This is a genomic window from Nonomuraea sp. NPDC051941 (assembly GCF_044593615.1).
Window position 1 is genome coordinate 1 of sequence record NZ_JBIUCF010000012.1, and the last position, 15,827, is coordinate 15,827.

Annotated in this window: 12 protein-coding genes; 9 read left to right on the forward strand and 3 right to left on the reverse strand. The window is 73.7% G+C overall.

The window, feature by feature from the left end; all coding sequences use genetic code 11:
- The 3 genes from ACIHFD_RS20920 to ACIHFD_RS20930 form a co-directional block, all read right to left on the reverse strand.
- Positions 1-58: helix-turn-helix domain-containing protein (locus tag ACIHFD_RS20920; RefSeq protein WP_397368498.1), on the reverse strand; the 58-nt coding region annotated here is incomplete at its 3' end.
- Positions 59-205: 147 nt separating this feature from the next.
- Positions 206-919, reverse strand: a complete 714-nt coding sequence (locus ACIHFD_RS20925) for a polysaccharide biosynthesis C-terminal domain-containing protein (RefSeq protein WP_397368323.1) — start codon at positions 917-919, stop codon at positions 206-208.
- A gap of 440 nt (positions 920-1,359) precedes the next feature.
- Complete coding sequence (locus ACIHFD_RS20930) at positions 1,360-4,056, reverse strand: AAA family ATPase (protein ID WP_397368324.1); 2,697 nt, start codon at positions 4,054-4,056, stop codon at positions 1,360-1,362.
- Positions 4,057-4,592: 536 nt separating this feature from the next.
- On the opposite strand from ACIHFD_RS20930, the gene ACIHFD_RS20935 reads away from it, so the two are divergent.
- The 9 genes from ACIHFD_RS20935 (at position 4,593) to ACIHFD_RS20975 (ending at position 15,810) form a co-directional block, all read left to right on the forward strand.
- Positions 4,593-5,381: a hypothetical protein gene (locus tag ACIHFD_RS20935; protein ID WP_350740287.1), complete on the forward strand. Its 789-nt coding sequence runs from the start codon at positions 4,593-4,595 to the stop codon at positions 5,379-5,381.
- A 2-nt stretch (positions 5,382-5,383) separates the two neighbouring features.
- Positions 5,384-5,953 carry a hypothetical protein gene (locus ACIHFD_RS20940; protein WP_397368325.1) on the forward strand — a complete coding sequence of 190 codons (570 nt, stop codon included), beginning with the start codon at positions 5,384-5,386 and terminating at the stop codon, positions 5,951-5,953.
- Positions 5,954-6,052: 99 nt separating this feature from the next.
- Positions 6,053-6,190 (forward strand): hypothetical protein, encoded by a 138-nt coding sequence (locus ACIHFD_RS20945; RefSeq protein ID WP_397368326.1) that lies wholly within the window; start codon positions 6,053-6,055, stop codon positions 6,188-6,190.
- A 41-nt stretch (positions 6,191-6,231) separates the two neighbouring features.
- Entirely contained in the window at positions 6,232-7,245 is a 1,014-nt protein-coding gene (locus ACIHFD_RS20950; RefSeq protein WP_397368327.1) for a LacI family DNA-binding transcriptional regulator, read from the forward strand.
- A 37-nt stretch (positions 7,246-7,282) separates the two neighbouring features.
- On the forward strand, positions 7,283-10,777 hold the full coding sequence (locus tag ACIHFD_RS20955; RefSeq protein WP_397368328.1) for a protein kinase: 3,495 nt from the start codon (positions 7,283-7,285) through the stop codon (positions 10,775-10,777).
- Positions 10,778-10,814: 37 nt separating this feature from the next.
- Complete coding sequence (locus ACIHFD_RS20960; RefSeq protein WP_397368329.1) at positions 10,815-11,867, forward strand: NAD(P)-binding domain-containing protein; 1,053 nt, start codon at positions 10,815-10,817, stop codon at positions 11,865-11,867.
- Positions 11,868-12,004: 137 nt separating this feature from the next.
- Positions 12,005-13,675, forward strand: a complete 1,671-nt coding sequence (locus ACIHFD_RS20965) for a protein kinase (RefSeq protein ID WP_397368330.1) — start codon at positions 12,005-12,007, stop codon at positions 13,673-13,675.
- A gap of 113 nt (positions 13,676-13,788) precedes the next feature.
- Positions 13,789-14,787 (forward strand): coiled-coil domain-containing protein, encoded by a 999-nt coding sequence (locus ACIHFD_RS20970; RefSeq protein WP_397368331.1) that lies wholly within the window; start codon positions 13,789-13,791, stop codon positions 14,785-14,787.
- 12 nt (positions 14,788-14,799) lie between these two features.
- The gene (locus ACIHFD_RS20975; protein WP_397368332.1) at positions 14,800-15,810 is read left to right on the forward strand and encodes an aldo/keto reductase; all 1,011 of its coding nucleotides are present in this window, start codon (positions 14,800-14,802) and stop codon (positions 15,808-15,810) included.
- Positions 15,811-15,827 lie beyond the last annotated feature (17 nt).

The window sequence follows — 15,827 nt, forward strand, 5'->3', positions numbered from 1 at the left end:
CCTGCTCGGGGGTCGGGTAGAAGCGGTACTTGTAGGCCCGCTTCACCAGCTGCGCCACGCATCACATTTTTGCAGGAAGACCAGCCAAGTGCTGCCCGGTTGTCGTAGACAGCGGTCCGCCTGGCGGCGAATCGCTTGCTCCTGCCCTGCTCCGCAGGAGTCCGATTCCTTTCCCCGCCTGAAGGCGGGGGTCTCCTCGGAGGTATCAGATGACGACCGTGGCCGACATCGGGAGGCCCACCTTGGCCATGCGCCAGATCTCCCGCGGGCGGGGGCGTCCGGGCCACGGCGATTCTCCCGCCAGTCCCGGCAGGCGCAGCAGGAGAACGTTGGACACGGTGACGGCCAGGGCGGTGGATGCCAGGAGCGCGATGGCGGTGCCGTGGATGCCCATTCTCGGCACCAGGAGGAGGAGCAGGGTCACCTGTACGGCCGTGCTCGACAGGCTGGACCAGAGCACCAGCCGGCTGCGTCCCAGCGCGATCAGCACCCCGTTGGCGCCCCCGCCCGCGGCGGCCAGCAGCACCTGGAGGGCGAAGAGCGGAGGCACCGCCCCGAACTCGGCCGTCACCTCACGAGACACCCCGCCGACCCGCGCGATCAGAGGGACTCCGAGCATGACGCCTGCGCCGATCACCCCGAGCACGAGGGACAGCCAACGCGCGTCTTTCAGGATGGGCAGCGCCTCGGCGGGACGATCGCGGCAGGCGGCCACGAACGGAGCCATGCCGCGCAGGTCGCCGGACACGGCCGCGGTGACGGGGGTGAGCACCGCGCCGACGAGGGCGAAGGCCGCCAGTTGAACCGTCGCCTGGTGTCCGAGCAGGGAAGTGCCGACGAGCTGGGCGATGACCCCGGCGCTCATGGACAGGAAGAGAGGCGCTGCCGCGTTCATGATCACGCGGTGAGGAGTGGGCATGAAAAGCAAAATCCCGGGCGGCCAACCGCTCGGGACAAGGTCATTATACCCCGACCGAGCTCGCGCCGGGTGGTGGCGGTGAGCAGGCACGTAGGGTGCCCGGATGATCGGGATACCGGAGGTGTTCGCGCGGAGCACGGTCGAGCGTGAGGGAGACCCGGGCGCGTCGTGGCTCGCCGAACTGCCCGGGATCGTGGACGAGCTGCTGGAGCGTTGGGGGTGCGTGCCGGACGGCGAGGTCATGCATGGAGGCGTCGGCGTCGTCGTCCCGGTGCGCCGGCGCGCTCACGACTCCGCGGGTGCGCATAGGCCTGCAGCGAGGCCGGCACTCACCGGTCGGCGCAAGTCCGCAAGGCATCCCGGTCCGGGGCGGGTGTCAGTCGGCCCACCGCTTCGTCGGTCAACGGGTGGGCGGGCCCCGGCGAACGCCTGCAGCGGGCTCAGTGCATGAGCTTGGTGGCGAGGGCCACGCGTGAGCTCACCCCCAGCTTGGCGTACGCGTTCCCCAGGTGGTACTCGATCGTCTTCACGCTCAGCACCAGCTCCCTGGCCACCTGCCGGTTCGTCATCCCGGTGGCCACCAGTCGCGCCACCGCCTGCTCCTGCGGGGTCAGCCGCAGCAGTGGCGAGGCGCCCGACCCGGCGCGCGGCAGCCCGCACGCGCTCAGCTCCCGCTCGCACCGCCCCACGTACGGCGCCGCGCCCAGCTTGGTGAACAGCCCGAGCGCCAGCTCCAGGTGGGATTGGGCCTGCCTGCGGCGGCCCAGCCTGCGCAGGAACCGCCCGTACGCCAGCCGCAGCCGGGCCTCGTCGAACGGCAGCCCGGCCCCCGCCCCCGGGCCGGTCGAAGAAGCGTGTGCGAGAGCGGTGGTGAAGGCGGTGTCGGCCAGGGCGTTCTCGTGGCGGGCCGCGTGCAGGCCGCCCCGGCAGCGGGCCGCCGTGGCCAGTGCCGAACGCCTGCCGCGCCGCCCCGCCAGCCGCTCGACCGCGACCAGGCAGGTCTCGGCCCGGTCCAGCTCGCCCAGCCCCACCAGGGCGTCGATGAACAGGTCGAGCCACTGTACGACGCCGGGCTCGTACACGATGTCGTGCACCTCCACCGCCCGCAGCGGCTCCAGCGCCGTCACCGTCGCGGCGTGGTCGCCCCTGGCGGCGGCCAGGTGCGCGGCGGCGCTGCATCCGTGCGCGAGCGCCGCCACCGAGTCCGCGCCGGCGACGGCCGCCCGGACGTGGGACTCCGCGAGCGGCCAGTCGCCGCGCGAGGCCGGGACGAGGGCGGCCAGCCCGTGGCAGATGGGCGAGAGCCACCGCTGGTCGGCGTCGTCGGCCACGGACGCCGCGGTCTCGGTGTGCAGGGCGGCGTCGTCCCAGCGGCCGGAACGGTACTCGACCTGCCCCAGCATGGCCGTGGCCAGCATGCGGAACGGCACCGAACGCTCCCCGCACGCCGCCACCACCCCCGACAGGTCGGCCAGCCCGCCCGCCAGGTCGTCGGAGCAGGTGCGCAGCAGCCCGCGGCCGAGCAGCGCGTCCAGGTCGGCGATCGTCGCCGACGCGGGCGGCGGCAGGTCGGCGGTCGCGGCCAGCGCCGCGTCGATCTCGCCGGAGACGGCCAGGCCGGTGAGCTGGGTGAAGCGGTTGTAGTCGATGCTGAGGCGGTAGCCGGGGGAGTCGCGGGCGCGTTCGGCCCAGCGGGCGGCCTGCCCGCCCTCGGCCTTGACCAGGCAGAGCATGGCGAGCTGCTGCGCCGCCCGCGCCGCCAGGCCCGACTCGGGCGGCCCGGCCTGCTCCCAGGCCGTGATGAGCTGCGCCCGCGCCTCCTCGACCTGGCCGCGCACCATGGCCAGGTGGCCGAGCGCGTAGCCGCGCACCGCCGGGTGCGCGGCCTCGGGCAGGCTCGCGGTCAGCCCGGCCGCCTCGTCGACCCGTCCGTCCAGCAGCAGCGCCTCCACCGCCTCGGCGGCCAGCGGCGCGGGGTCGCCCGACAGCTCCGCCGCCGCCTTCAGATGCTCGGCCGCGCCGCCGAACGCGCCCAGCCGTACCTGCGCCCGGCCCAGCTCCGCCAGCTCGGCGGCCAGCTCCGGGCTCGGGCCCGCCACCGCCTCGATGCGGTGCCGCAGCCGCGCCTGCTCTCCCTCCGCCACCAGCGCCGCCCGCGCGTGCAGGGCCGAGCGCTGCGCCGGGCCGAGGTCGCGGTAGACGGCTGCGCGGATCAGCGGATGCGCGAACGCCGCCACGGGCCCGCGCGAAGAGGACCGTTCCAGCAGCACGCCCTCGCGCACGGCCTGCTCGAGCGCCTGCAGCGGCTCAGCCACCCCGGACACCCGCGCCGCCAGGTGCAGCGGGCACGACATGCCCAGCACGCTGACCGCGCCGACCAGCTCGCGCACCGGCGGCGCGCACCGGGCCACCTTGGCCAGCACCAGCATCGTGTACGACCTGGGCGCCGGCAGCGGCTGCGCCAGGTCGTCCAGCGCCTCCAGGGGCACCTCCTCCAGCAGCGCCCGCAGGTGCAGCGGCACGCCCTCGGTGTGGGCGACCAGCCTGGCCACGGCCCGCTGCGACACCCGCCCGCCGACCAGCGCGGCCACCTCCGGCTCCCGCAGCCCGCGCAGCCGCAGCCGGTGGGTGGTGTCGGCGGCGATGAGCCGCCGCAGCCCCTCGGGGCCCGGCAACGTGGCGGCCTCGCGCAGCATGAGCACCGCCATGACCCGGTCCACGCGCAGCCTGCGCAGGCAGAACGTCAATGCCCGCAACGTCGGCGCGTCCGCCCAGTGCACGTCGTCCACGACCAGGCAGAGCGGCTCGCTCGCCTGCCGCTCGCTCAGCTCGGGCAGCAGCGCCGCCCCGACCGCGAGCGGATCGGGCGGCTCCGCCGTGGCCGGCGCCTCGATCTGCGCGGGGAGCCCGCCGAACAGCCTGGTCAGCGTCCCGTACGGCAGCAGCGCCTCACCCTCGTCGCCGTCGGTGAACAGCACGTTGCCCGTCCCGCAGGTCTCCAGGAACCGCTGGACCAGCGTCGTCTTCCCGATCCCCGCCGGTCCCTCGACCACGACGAGCCTGGGCAGTCCGGCGCGGGCGCGCTCGAACTCCGCGGCCAGGCATCGGAGCTCCTGATCCCGTCCGACGAACGTCATACCGGCCTCCGCACGCTGGGAAATCCAACGTTGCGCGGCAGGGCGGGCGGCTCAAGTAAGACTTGCCTGTCCCCTTGTCCAGAGGTCGCGCGAAAACCAGGGGTTATCCCCAGGTCGCCGGGGCCGGTCCGGGTCCCCGCCGCCGTCGTACGGGTGGCCGGATCTGCCGCGCGGGCGCGGAGGCCCGTACTCCAGGGGAAATCCCCGGGGCGCTCCCTGAAGCGCGGGCCCCCGGGCCGGCGGATCATGTGAGGCGGGCCTCATCGGGAGGGGTGCGGGCGAGGGCTGCCGACGGTTCGCGCAGGACGGTCACGGTCCTCGCCGCGCAGGAGGGCACGCCTCCCGGACCCGTGTAACCATCGCCACACGGGAGGCCCGGCGGGGCGGTCACGAGCGTAGCCACAGGTGGCCGCCCCGATCCCGTTCATCGACTCGCGCCAGACCCGGCCGCGGGCCCGCGGTTGCCCGGGCCTTTACCGATCTGTGCTTCGCGCCATCATTGCACTGTGTGATAGTAATGTGACGTTGCGTATCCGATGAGTTTCGGGAGATTCTTCATGGTGGCGTACACGCTCTCAGTCGTGGCGGCGGTGGGCGCGGTGGCGCTCACCGCGCTGATCTTCAGGAAGGTCAAACGAGCCGAAGAGGACCGCGACCCCGGCGGGCCGTCGGTCGCGCACGCGGGAGCGATGCTGTCGGCGATGTTCCTGCTGGTCTTCGCCATCGCGATCATCGTTCCCTGGACCACGGCCGACGCCGCCCGCCTCAACACCCACACCGAGAGCCAGGCGGCCGTCGACGCCTACTGGGCGGCCGACGCCCTGCCGGGCACCGCGCCCCAGGACGTGCGCAGGGCGCTGCGCGACTACATCACGTTCGTGGTCAGGGACGAGTGGCCGCTCATGGGCGAGGGCAGGATGGACCCGGTCGGCGCCGCCAGGATGGACGAGCTGCGCGGCCGCGTCACCGACCTGCAGGTGACCGGCGACAAGCAGGACGACGCCAAGAGCGCCGTGCTGGAGAAGCTCAGCGCGATCTCCACCGCGCGGGCCCAGCGCACCGCCGACGCCGCCGCCACGCCTCCCGCGGGGCTGCTGCACCTGACCATCCTCACCGGGGTCCTGGTCACCATCTTCCCGTTCCTGGCGGGGGCCAGGCCGAGAGGGCTGGCGCTGCTGCCGCTGCTGGCGACGTCCGCGCTGCTGGGCTTCGGCATCTACCTGACGTGGGACATCTCCCACGCCTTCGCCGGGCCGCTGGCCGTCGGGCCCGAGGCGTTCCAGGGGGCGCTGCAGGAGTTCACCCGCATCGGCGGGGGAGTGTGAGCGTGGGCGTCCGGCGTGCTCCGCTGCTGTTCGCCGTCGCCCTGGCCGCCGTGACCGTCGCGGGCCCCGCCGCGGCCGACGGGGTGCCGTGGCCGCGCCCGGTGCCGCGGGTGACCGTACGTCCCCCGGCGCCGCCGGCACCCCCGAAGAACGTGACCGTCGGCCCCACGGTGACGGTGCCCCGGGTCCGGACGCGGCGTTCGCCCAGGCCCAAGGTGTCGATCTCGGTGCCGCCCCGCAAGCGCTGGGCGCCGCCCGCGGTCGTGCTGCCGCACGTGACGGTCTACCGCGACGGCGTGTGCACGGCGGAGGTCCACGTGGGGGAGTGCCCGCGCAGGAGAGCGGGCCGGGTGCGCCCGTCCGCCCCCTGGTCGGCGCCGGTGCCGGTGCCGACGCCCACCCCCACGAAGACGACGTCCAAGCCGAAGGCGGCCGTCCCGCTGACGCGCTACCAGCGGGCCGCGGCAGGCCCGTCCCGGCGCAAGAGCCCGCTCAACACCGTGCTGGTGATGACCGTGGTGGTGTCGGCGATCACCTCGACGACGGCCGTGGCCTTCCGCTCCCGCCGCTGAGCCGTTATTCGGATGCCCTGTCCCGGCGCCGCGTGACACACTGACCGCCGGGCCCCGGAGATCATCGTCCGGGCCCGGCGGTGATCGGGAGAGGCGGCCGTGGCCGACGAAGAGGTGCTGACCGGTGGCGGCGTCAACCACGTGGTCCGGGGCGACGGCCGGTTCTACGATGCGGACATGGCGCACCTGGCCCGCTGCGAGCCCGCGTTCCGGTCCGCCCTTGTGACACCCCGATGATCGGGCCGGCCGCGGCACGCCCGTCGAGGCGAGGAGGCACGATGCCGGACACCCCCAGGCGCGCCACCCTGGCCACCGTAGCCGCCTCGGCCGGCGTGTCGGTCGCGACCGTCTCCAAGGTGCTCAACGGCCGCAGCGACGTCGCGCCCGCCACCCGATCGCTGGTGGAGTCGCTGCTGCGGGAGCACGAGTACGTCCCGGCCACGGCGCGGCGCGAGCTGTGCGGGAGCGTCGAGCTGCAGTTCGACGACGACCTGAACGCCTACTCCATCGAGATCATCCAGGGCGCGGTGCAGGCCGGGGCCGAGATCGGCGTCGGGATCGTCGTCAGCATCAAGAAGGACGCCGGCCACAGCACCGCCTGGGTCCGCGACCTGGTCGCCGCCGGGCGCACCGCGCTGATCGCCGTCACCTGCGAACAGCTGGCCACCCAGCAGGTGGCCGCGCTGGCGCGGGCCCGTCTGCCGCTGGTGCTGATCGACCCGCTCAACCTGCAGAGCGCCAGCGTGACCAGCGTCGGCTCCACGAACTTCGCCGGCGGGCTGGCCGCCACCCGCCACCTGCTCTCGCTCGGCCACCGCCGCATCGCCTACGTCGGCGGCCCGGCGACCGCCGCCTGCAACCAGGCCCGGCTGCACGGCTACCGCGCCGCCCTGGAGGCCGAGGGCGCGCCGGTGATCCCCGGCTACGTGTGGACCGGCCAGTTCCGCTACCACGACGGGCTGCTGGGCGGCGCGGCCGTCCTCGATCTGCCGCGGGCGCCGACGGCGATCTTCGCGGGCTGCGACGAGCTGGCCCTGGGGGTCATGGAGGCCGCCCGGGCGCGCGGGCTGCGCATCCCCGAGGACGTCAGCGTCGTGGGCTACGACGACACCCAGGTCGCCCGGATGGCCTCGCCGCCGCTGACCACGGTCCGCCAGCCGCTGCGGGAGATGGGCGGGATGGCGCTGCGCACCGCGTTGCGGCTGGCGGCCGGCGAGAGGATCGACTCCCGTCACGTGGAGCTGGCCACCGAGCTGATCGTCCGCAGGTCCACGGCACCCGTGCCCGGGTGAGGCCAACCAATCGAGCCCCATCCGCATCAAAAGTCACGTGGAGAGTCTGGCGCCGGGTGATCCGGTCAAGATCGGCAAATACTGGCTGGCCGGGCGGCTCGGCTCCGGCGGCCAGGGTGTCGTCTATGAGGCCTACGACGACGACGGCGGCCGGTACGCGCTCAAGGTGCTGCACGCGGAGGTACGCGACCGGCTGGCCAAGGAGGCCGCCGCCGCCCGCCGGGTGGCGTCGTTCTGCACCGCCAGGGTGATCGACGCCGACCCGGCCGCCACCCCGCCGTACATCGTGAGCGAATACGTCGAGGGTGTAGACCTGCGGCGCGCCGGGCGGCGGTTCGCGGGCGACGACCTGCACCGGCTGGCCACCGCCGTGGCGACCGCGCTGACCGCGATCCACGAGGCCGGGGTCGTGCACCGGGACCTCAAACCGGACAACGTCCTGCTCGGACCCGACGGGCCGCGCGTGATCGACTTCGGCATCGCCCGCACCGAGGAGATGTCGCGCACGGCCGGCGACTACATCGCGGGCACGCCCACGTACATGGCGCCGGAGGTCTTCTCCGGAGACCGGGCCGGCGTCGCGGCCGACGTGTTCGCCTGGGGCGGGATCATGGTGTTCGCCGCCACCGGGCAGGACCCGTTCAGGGCGGAGACCCTGGCGGGGGTCATGCACCGGGTGCTCACCTTCGAGCCCGACCTGGACACGCTGCCCGCGTCGCTGCGGCCGCTGGTGGCGGCGGCGCTGAGCAAGGACCCCGGGCGGCGGCCGAGCGCGCGCGGGCTGCTGCTCGCCCTGGTCGGAGGCGCGATCGACCCGCTCGGCGAGGGCAGCCAGCGCGGCGAGGGCCTGCGCGCCGCGGCGGCCGATCCGGGGCTCGGCACCCTGGCCGAGGACGCGTACGACCTGCTCGCCCCCGAGGAGCGCGAGCTGGTGCCCGACCTGCTGCTGCGGCTGATCACGATCGACGGCGACGGCACGGAGACCGTACGGCGCGCGTCCGTGGACGACCTGCTCCCCGAGCGGCCCGCGCAGCGGCGGCGCATCCTGGACGTCTTCGGCTACATCCTCACCGAACGCGGCGGCGAGGTGAGCATCGTCCGCCCGGCCGTGCTGCGCGCCTGGCCCCGGCTGCGCGGCTGGGTGGAGGCCGACCGGCAGGGGCTCGGCGTCCTGCCCGAGATCTCCCGCGCCGCCCACGCCTGGCACGACCACGGCCGCAAGGACGGCGACCTGCTCCAGGGCAGCAGGCTCGAGGCCGTGCTCGACTGGGCCGCCACCGGCCGGAACCAGGTGACGCTGACGCCGCTGGAACGCGACTTCCTGGGCGCCGCGAGCGGCGTCACCCGGCGCCGGGCCGGCCGCCGCCGCCTGCTCACCGCGGCGCTGGCGGGACTGCTGGTGGTGGCGGTGATCGGCGCCGGGGTAGCGGTCCAGCAGGGACGCCAGGCCGCCGAGCAGCGCGACCAGGTGGCGGCCGAACGCGACCGCGCCCGTGGCCGCGAGCTGGTCCACCAGGCCGCCGACCTGCGCACGGTGAACCCGGTGCGGGCCATGCTGCTCAGCGTCGCCGCCTGGCGGCTGGCCCCGGGCACCGACACCCGCTCCAGCCTCACCTCGGCCGTCTACCAGCGCGAGACCACGTCGTTCAGCCCGCCCGCCGACAAGGGCGCGGCCACCCGGGCGGTCAGCGGCGACGGCCGCGTCCTCGCCGCCGTGAGCGAGCGCGGAGTGCGCGTGTACGAGGTCGCGACCGGCCGCCAGGTCGCCTCCTGGACCTCGTCGCGGCTGGCCGAGGGCGTGAACCAGGTGGCGCTGAGCCGCACCGGCCGGCTGCTGGCCGTCGCGGCCGGCCAGGCCGTGACCGTGTGGCAGACGCGCACCGGCCGCCTCGTTGGCGTCAAGAAGAAGCCGGGCGACGACCCGGAGCTGCTCCGCCCCGATTTCGGCGACCAGGACTCGCTGCTGTCGATCAGCGTCACCGACGGCGTGACGGACCTGTGGGACGCCGAGCGCGGCCGCGAGATCCCCACCAAGGAGTGGGGCGAGCTCACCCAGTTCACCGTTGCCTCCTCGGGCAGGCTGGTCGCGAGCGTGGCGCCCCCGGGGCAGACGATCCGCGTGTGGCGGCTGCCGGGCATGCGGCGCGTGCCCGCTCTCGAGAAGAGCTGCGGCATGGAACCGGTCGTGGGATTCAGCGCGGACAGCCGGCTCATGTACTGCGCCGGGGAGCGGTTCCAGCTCCGGGACACCGCCTCGGGCAGGCTGGTCGCCGACTCGGAGGCGGAGGAGGACGGCCTGACCTGGGGGGATGCGGTGAGCCAGGCGGCCCCCGGCACCCGGTGGGCGGTCCGGCTCAGCGCCGACAACCAGCTGGTCGCCGGCGCGCGCGGGCAGCGCGTCTGGGTCTGGAACGTGACCACGCACCAGGAGATCCTCAGATACGAGGCGCCGGGCGAGGTCACCGAGGTGTGGTTCGACCCGACCGGCCGGACGCTGCGCTACCGGGTGGACGAGCGCATCGTCAGCCTCGCCCTGCGGTCCGGCACCGCGAGCGCCCGGGCGCCCTCCGGAGCGCGGATCGAAGCGATCAGCCCGGACGCGCGCCGGCTGCTGATCAGCACGTCGTCCGCGTACCGGACGTGGGACGTGGCCGCGCGGCGCTCGATCGCGTCGTACCCCAATCCCGGCAACCCGACGCCGTGGCTGTTCAGCCCCGCCAACGACAGCCTGGTCTTCCAGGACGGGGAGGCGGTCATCGCGTACAGCCTCACCGACGGGCGGCGGCTGTGGTCGTTCGGGGGCATTCCGGCGTTCCTCCCCATGGGCGGGGCCTACAGCAGGGACGGCCGCCTGTTCGCGGCGGTCTTCGCGCAGAACAATCAGAAACAGGATGACTTCCGCCTGCGGGTGTGGGACGCGCGCACCGGGAAGGAGGTCAGCAGCGTGAAACTGCCGTTCGCCACCCGCGACTTCGTCTTCCTCGCCGACGGCAGGACGATCGCGTCGGCGAGCGGGCGGTTCTACGACATCATGACCGGCAAGCCCGTCGGCACCGGGTTCGGCGCGGCGCGGAGCCAGGGTTTCATGGTCGTCGATCCCGCCGGGCGGCGGCTGGCCACGCACGACGGGCACCGCCTCAGCCTGTGGGACCTGAGCGCCCGGCAGCTGCTCGTACCCGACCTGCGCGTTCCCGGCCAGGAGCTCGACGCCGTCGTGTTCGCCCCCCGAGGGGACGTGGTCGCCGTCTCCGACGCGGGCGGTGGGATCCATCTGTGGGACGTGGCGACCCGGCAGCCGCTGGGCGGGGAGATCCGGCTCGACAACAACGGCAGCGTGCACCTCATGGCCTTCACCGGCGACGGGAGACTGCTGCGGGTGGTCGACGTGTCGGAGCGGGTTCACGACCTGCCGGTCGCGCCGGAGGCGATGGTGGGCCAGGTGTGCGCGCGGGCCGGCCGCACGCTCAGTGTCCAGGAGTGGCGCGAGTATCTGGGTGCCACGCCGTACCGGGACGTGTGCGCGAAGACGTGAGGGAAGAGCGCGGGCCCGGCGGCGGTTTCACCTGATCGTGGAAGAGACCGAAGTGGTGGTGATCGGCGCCGGGCAGGCCGGGCTGTCCGGCGCGTACTTCCTGCGCCGGTACGGGTTCGAGCCGGTTGTCCTGGACGCGGCCGACGGCGCGGGAGGGGCGTGGCGCCACCGGTCGCCGTCGCTGACCATGGACAAGGTGCACGGCATCTTCGACCTGCCCGGCATCGCCCGTCCCCCGGGCGTGGACGGGCGCCGTCCCGCCGCCGAGGTGGTCCCTGCGTACTACGCGGCCTACGAGGAAGAGCTGGGGCTGGACGTCGTACGGCCGGTGCGGGTCGCCTCCGTCCGGCACGGCGACGGCGGCCGGCTGGTGATCGGCACGGACGCGGGGGAGTGGTCGGCCCGCGCCGTGATCAACGCGACGGGCACCTGGACCCGGCCCCACTGGCCCTACTACCCCGGCGCGCCGGACTTCGCGGGCCGCCAGCTCCACTACGCGGGTTACCGGGGGCCGGAGGAGTTCGCGGGGCGGCGCGTGATCGTGGTGGGCGGCGGGGCGTCGGCGATGCACGTGCTGTCGGAGATCGCCGGGGTCGCCGCGACCACGGCCTGGGTGACGCGGCGGCCGCCGGTGTTCCGGGACGACGACTTCGGCGAGAACGCCAGGCGCGAGGCCGTCGCGCTGGTCGAGGCGCGCGTGCGCGCGGGGCTCCCGCCGCAGAGCGTGGTGAGCGTGACGGGCCTCGGCTACAGCACGGTCGTACGCGAGGCCCTGGCCAAGGGCGCGCTGGAACGCCTGCCCATGTTCCGGCGCATCACCGCGGACGGCGTCACCTGGTCCGACGGCCTCCACCTGGAGGCGGACACGATCGTCTGGGCCACCGGCTTCCGCTCGGCCCTCGACCACCTCGCGCCCCTGCGGCTCAGGGAGCCGGGCGGCGGGATCAAGGTGGACGGCACCCAGGCCGTCAGGGAGCCGGCCCTGCAACTGGTCGGGTACGGCCCCTCGGCCAGCACCATCGGCGCGAACCGCGCCGGACGCGCGGCGGCGCGCAATGTCCACGGTTACCTGGCGCGGCAGGCGGCCTGACCGGACCTACTATGCGAAGTAGTAAGAATACCGATTGCGACAGCGGTCCGGTTACTCCCGCGAAGGGACTCGACACGGGGTGTGACCCCAGGTTAGCGTCCTGACATAAGGATCTTTATCCGGTCAGGAGGTCCCACATGGAAGTTCCCGGCTACACCGAGATCCGGGAACTCGGACACGGCGGGACAGGCCGGGTGATGCTCGCCGTACGGGACTCCGACGGGCTGGCCGTCGCGATCAAGCACCTGTCCGAGCCGCTGCGCGCGGACGCGGGGTTCGTCGAGCGGTTCCGGGCGGAGGCCGAGGTCATCCGCGAGATCGACAGCCCGCACACCGCCCGCCTGCTCGAATACGTCGAGGGCCAGGACGACGCCGTCATCGTGATGGAGCTGGTCGACGGCGTCACGCTGCGGCGGCTGCTGGAGCACGAGGGCGCGACGGGCCCGGAGGCGGCGCTCGTGGTGCTGAAGGGCGCGCTGCTCGGGCTGGCCGAGGCGCACCGGCGCGGTGTCGTCCACCGGGACTTCAAACCCGAGAACGTCATCATCACCCAGGACGGCCAGAGCAAGCTCGTCGACTTCGGCGTGGCGGCCCACTTCGGGGAGACGGCCGCGCTCGTCGGCACGCCCCCGTACATGGCGCCCGAGCAGTGGGACGACGGGCCGGCCAGCGCCGCGACCGACGTGTACGCCGCCACGCTGGTGTTCTTCGAGTGCCTGACCGGCCACCGCGCCTTCCAGGGTGAGAACGTGGCCGCGCTCGCCTACCAGCACCAGCACATCCTGCCCCCGCTGGGGGAGGTCGAGGAGCCGCTGCGGCCGCTGCTCGAACACGGCCTGGCCAAGGACCCGGCCGGGCGGCCCGCGTCGGCGGAGGCGTTCCTGGCCGAGCTGGAGGGGGCCGCGCTCGCCGAGTACGGCGAGGAATGGGAGACGCGCGGGCGGGCCGGGCTCGGCATCTTGATGCTGCCGCTGGCCGCGCTGTTACCGAAGCCGCAACCGGTCGCCGAGAGCACCACCAGCGTGGTGCAGAGCACGCTGGCGCCGGCGGCCAAGTTCGCGGTGACGGGCGGGCTGGTGCTGGCGACCGCCGCCGCGGTCGTGTCGGCGTTCGTGATCCTGGGGGACTCGCCGGAGCCGGGGCCTGGGCCGGGCGTCGCGCTCCCGCCCGCCACGTCCGCCGCGCCGGAGCCGTCGCGGACCCCGGCGCCCGCCTCGCCGACCTCCGCGCCGCCCACCTCCGCCGAGCCCACCCCGAGCGGGTCGGTCACGGGGACGCCGCCCGTCACGTACGCCGGTCAGCCGACTGCTCCCCCTACGGCTCCTCCCACGGCTCTTCCTACGGGCGGCCCCGGCTCGCGGCCGCCCACCGCCACCCGGGAGCCGACGCGGGAGCCGACCCGGGAGCCGACGCGGTCCGGCCGGCCGACCGAGCGGCCCACCGAGCGGCCGACCGAGCGGCCCACCACGCGGCCGCCCACCGGCGAACCCCCGGCCACGAGACCCCCGGCGACCAGGCCGCCCGCCACCCAACCGCCCGCCACCAGGCCTCCGGCCACGAGCGCGCCCGACCCCGGCACGCCGCCCGCGACCAGGAACCGGGAGCCGCTCATCTCCGTCTCCGTCAAGGTGTCGGTGAACCTGCCGATCCTCGGCGGCGGCGGCGATGACGGGCTGCTGGACGCCGACATCGACCTCGGTCTGGGGTCGAGCCTCCTGGGGATGGTGGTCGTACCGGGCTCGGTATTGGTCGGACGGCAGATCGTGGCGCGGAGGGTACGACGGCCGCGCGATACCGAAAAGTTGTGAGTTGTGTGCGGAGCGGGATGATCCCCTACTATCAGCAGTCGGATAGAGGGCGTCCCCCCGGCCTGGATTACTGCTGACCGGAACCTGCCCTGCGGCTCGGGGTGAGGAGAAGTGTGGCGGTTGCGTCCCACGCCGACCGGCTACGCGGACTGGTCCGTACGCTCTCCGCGGCGACGCTCGCCGTGGCGCTGCTGACGGCGGGGGCTCCGGCGCAGGCCGCGCCCAAGCCCACGGTGAAGCAGCTCAAGAAGGAGCTCGCCGCGTTGCAGAAGGAGTCGGACAAGCTCATCACCGACTACTACAGCAGCAGAGTCGCCCAGCAAAAAGCCGATAAATCGGAAAAGTCGGCGCGGGAGAAGCTGGCCGTGGCCCAGGCGGTCTACGACCGCGAGTCCGCCGAGCTCCGCGCCATGGCCGTCGCCCAGTACATCGGCGGCGACCCCGGCCAGATCTCCATGCTCACCTCCGACCGGGACCCGACGTCCCTGCTCGGCCGGATGGCGCTCAACCAGCACCTCGTCGTGCTCCAGGAGACCCGGCTGCGCGGCTACGCCCAGGTCAGGGACGCCCACCAGCAGGCCAAGGACGAGGCCGACGCGCGTGCCAAGGAGCTCGCCGAGACGGTGGACGAGCTGGAGAAGCGCAAGAAGAAGGCCGAGAAGCAGATCGACCGGATCAAGGAGAAGATCGACCAGCTGTACGTCGGGCCGGGCGTGCGGCGGCCGGACGGCACGTGGGTGCCGCAGCTGCCCGGCGGGGCCGACAACATCACGCCCCGGATGCGGCTGGTCAAGCAGCTCGTCCAGGAGCGGTTCGGCGTCCCGAACGGGATCGGGTGTTACCGGGCGATCCAGGACGGCGGCGAGCATCCGCTCGGGCGAGCCTGCGACTTCATGCTGAGCCGCGGCGGCGCGATGCCGTCGGGGGCGGAGGTCGCGCGCGGCAACGAGATCGCGGAGTGGGCGATCAAGAACTCGAAGCGGCTCGGGATCATGTACATCATCTACCGGCAGCGGATCTGGCACGCCAGAACCGGCTCCTGGCGCACCATGTCGGACCGGGGCGGCACGACGGCGAACCACTACGATCATCCCCATATTTCGGTCTATTAGGGGGTTCGGGCGATGCGCTATCGGCTGCTGGGCAACACCGGGTTACGGGTGTCGGAGCTGTTCCTCGGGGCTATGACGTTCGGGGAGCAGGGCGGGGTGGGCGCGCCGATCGAGGAGTGCCGCCGCATGCTCGACCTGTACGCCGACGCGGGCGGCAACGTCGTGGACACGGCGATCAACTACCGGGGCGGGGCCAGCGAGGCCATCGTGGGCGAGCTGCTCGAAGGCCGCAGGGACCGGTTCGTCCTGTCCACCAAGTACACCGTCAGCCGGGACGGCGCCGACCCGAACGCGGCCGGCAACCACCGCAAGAACCTGCGGCTGTCCCTGGAGACCAGCCTGCGCCGGCTCCGGACCGACTACGTGGACATCTACTGGGTCCACCTGTGGGACCGGCACACGCCGATCGAGGAGACGATGCGCGGTCTCGACGAGGCCGTGCGGTCCGGCAAGGTGCTCTACGTCGGCATATCCGATGCTCCGGCGTGGGTGGTGTCGAGGGCCAACACGGTCGCCGAGTTCCGCGGGTGGGCGCCGTTCGCGGGGCTGCAGGTGCCTTACAGCCTGCTCCAGCGGGACATCGAGCGGGAGCTCCTGCCCATGGCCGAGTCGTACGGGATGAGCGTGACCGCCTGGAGCCCGCTGGCCGGAGGGATCCTGTCGGGCAAGTTCACCCGGGGGACGGCGCAGCCGGGGACGCGGGTGGCGGCCGGCTCGGTCAGCGAGCACGACCACGCGGTGGCGCGGGCGGTGCAGGAGGTGGCCGACTCGCTGGGGGCGTCGAGCTCGCAGGTGGCGATCGCGTGGACCCGGGCACGGTCGCGGGCGGTGCTGCCGATCGTGGGGGCGCGGACGGTGGAGCAGCTGGCTGACAACCTCGGGGTGGTGGACGTCGACCTTCCGGAGGATGCCGTACGACGCCTGGACGAGGCGACGGGCTTCACCCTCGGCTTCCCCGCCGACTTCATCGCACAGACCTCACCCTGGGTCTTCGGCGAAGCCTCCCGCCACCTGGACGCCTGACTCTTCCGCCACCTGGA

What these genes read in the sequence shown, in the direction of transcription:
- ACIHFD_RS20925 (WP_397368323.1), bottom strand. Translation starts at nt 919, where the DNA reads ATGCCCACTCCTCACCGCGTGATCATGAACGCGGCAGCGCCTCTCTTC.
- ACIHFD_RS20930 (WP_397368324.1), bottom strand. Translation starts at nt 4,056, where the DNA reads ATGACGTTCGTCGGACGGGATCAGGAGCTCCGATGCCTGGCCGCGGAG.
- ACIHFD_RS20935 (WP_350740287.1), top strand. Translation starts at nt 4,593, where the DNA reads ATGAGTTTCGGGAGATTCTTCATGGTGGCGTACACGCTCTCAGTCGTG.
- ACIHFD_RS20965 (WP_397368330.1), top strand. Translation starts at nt 12,005, where the DNA reads ATGGAAGTTCCCGGCTACACCGAGATCCGGGAACTCGGACACGGCGGG.
- ACIHFD_RS20975 (WP_397368332.1), top strand. Translation starts at nt 14,800, where the DNA reads ATGCGCTATCGGCTGCTGGGCAACACCGGGTTACGGGTGTCGGAGCTG.
- ACIHFD_RS20950 (WP_397368327.1), top strand. Translation starts at nt 6,232, where the DNA reads ATGCCGGACACCCCCAGGCGCGCCACCCTGGCCACCGTAGCCGCCTCG.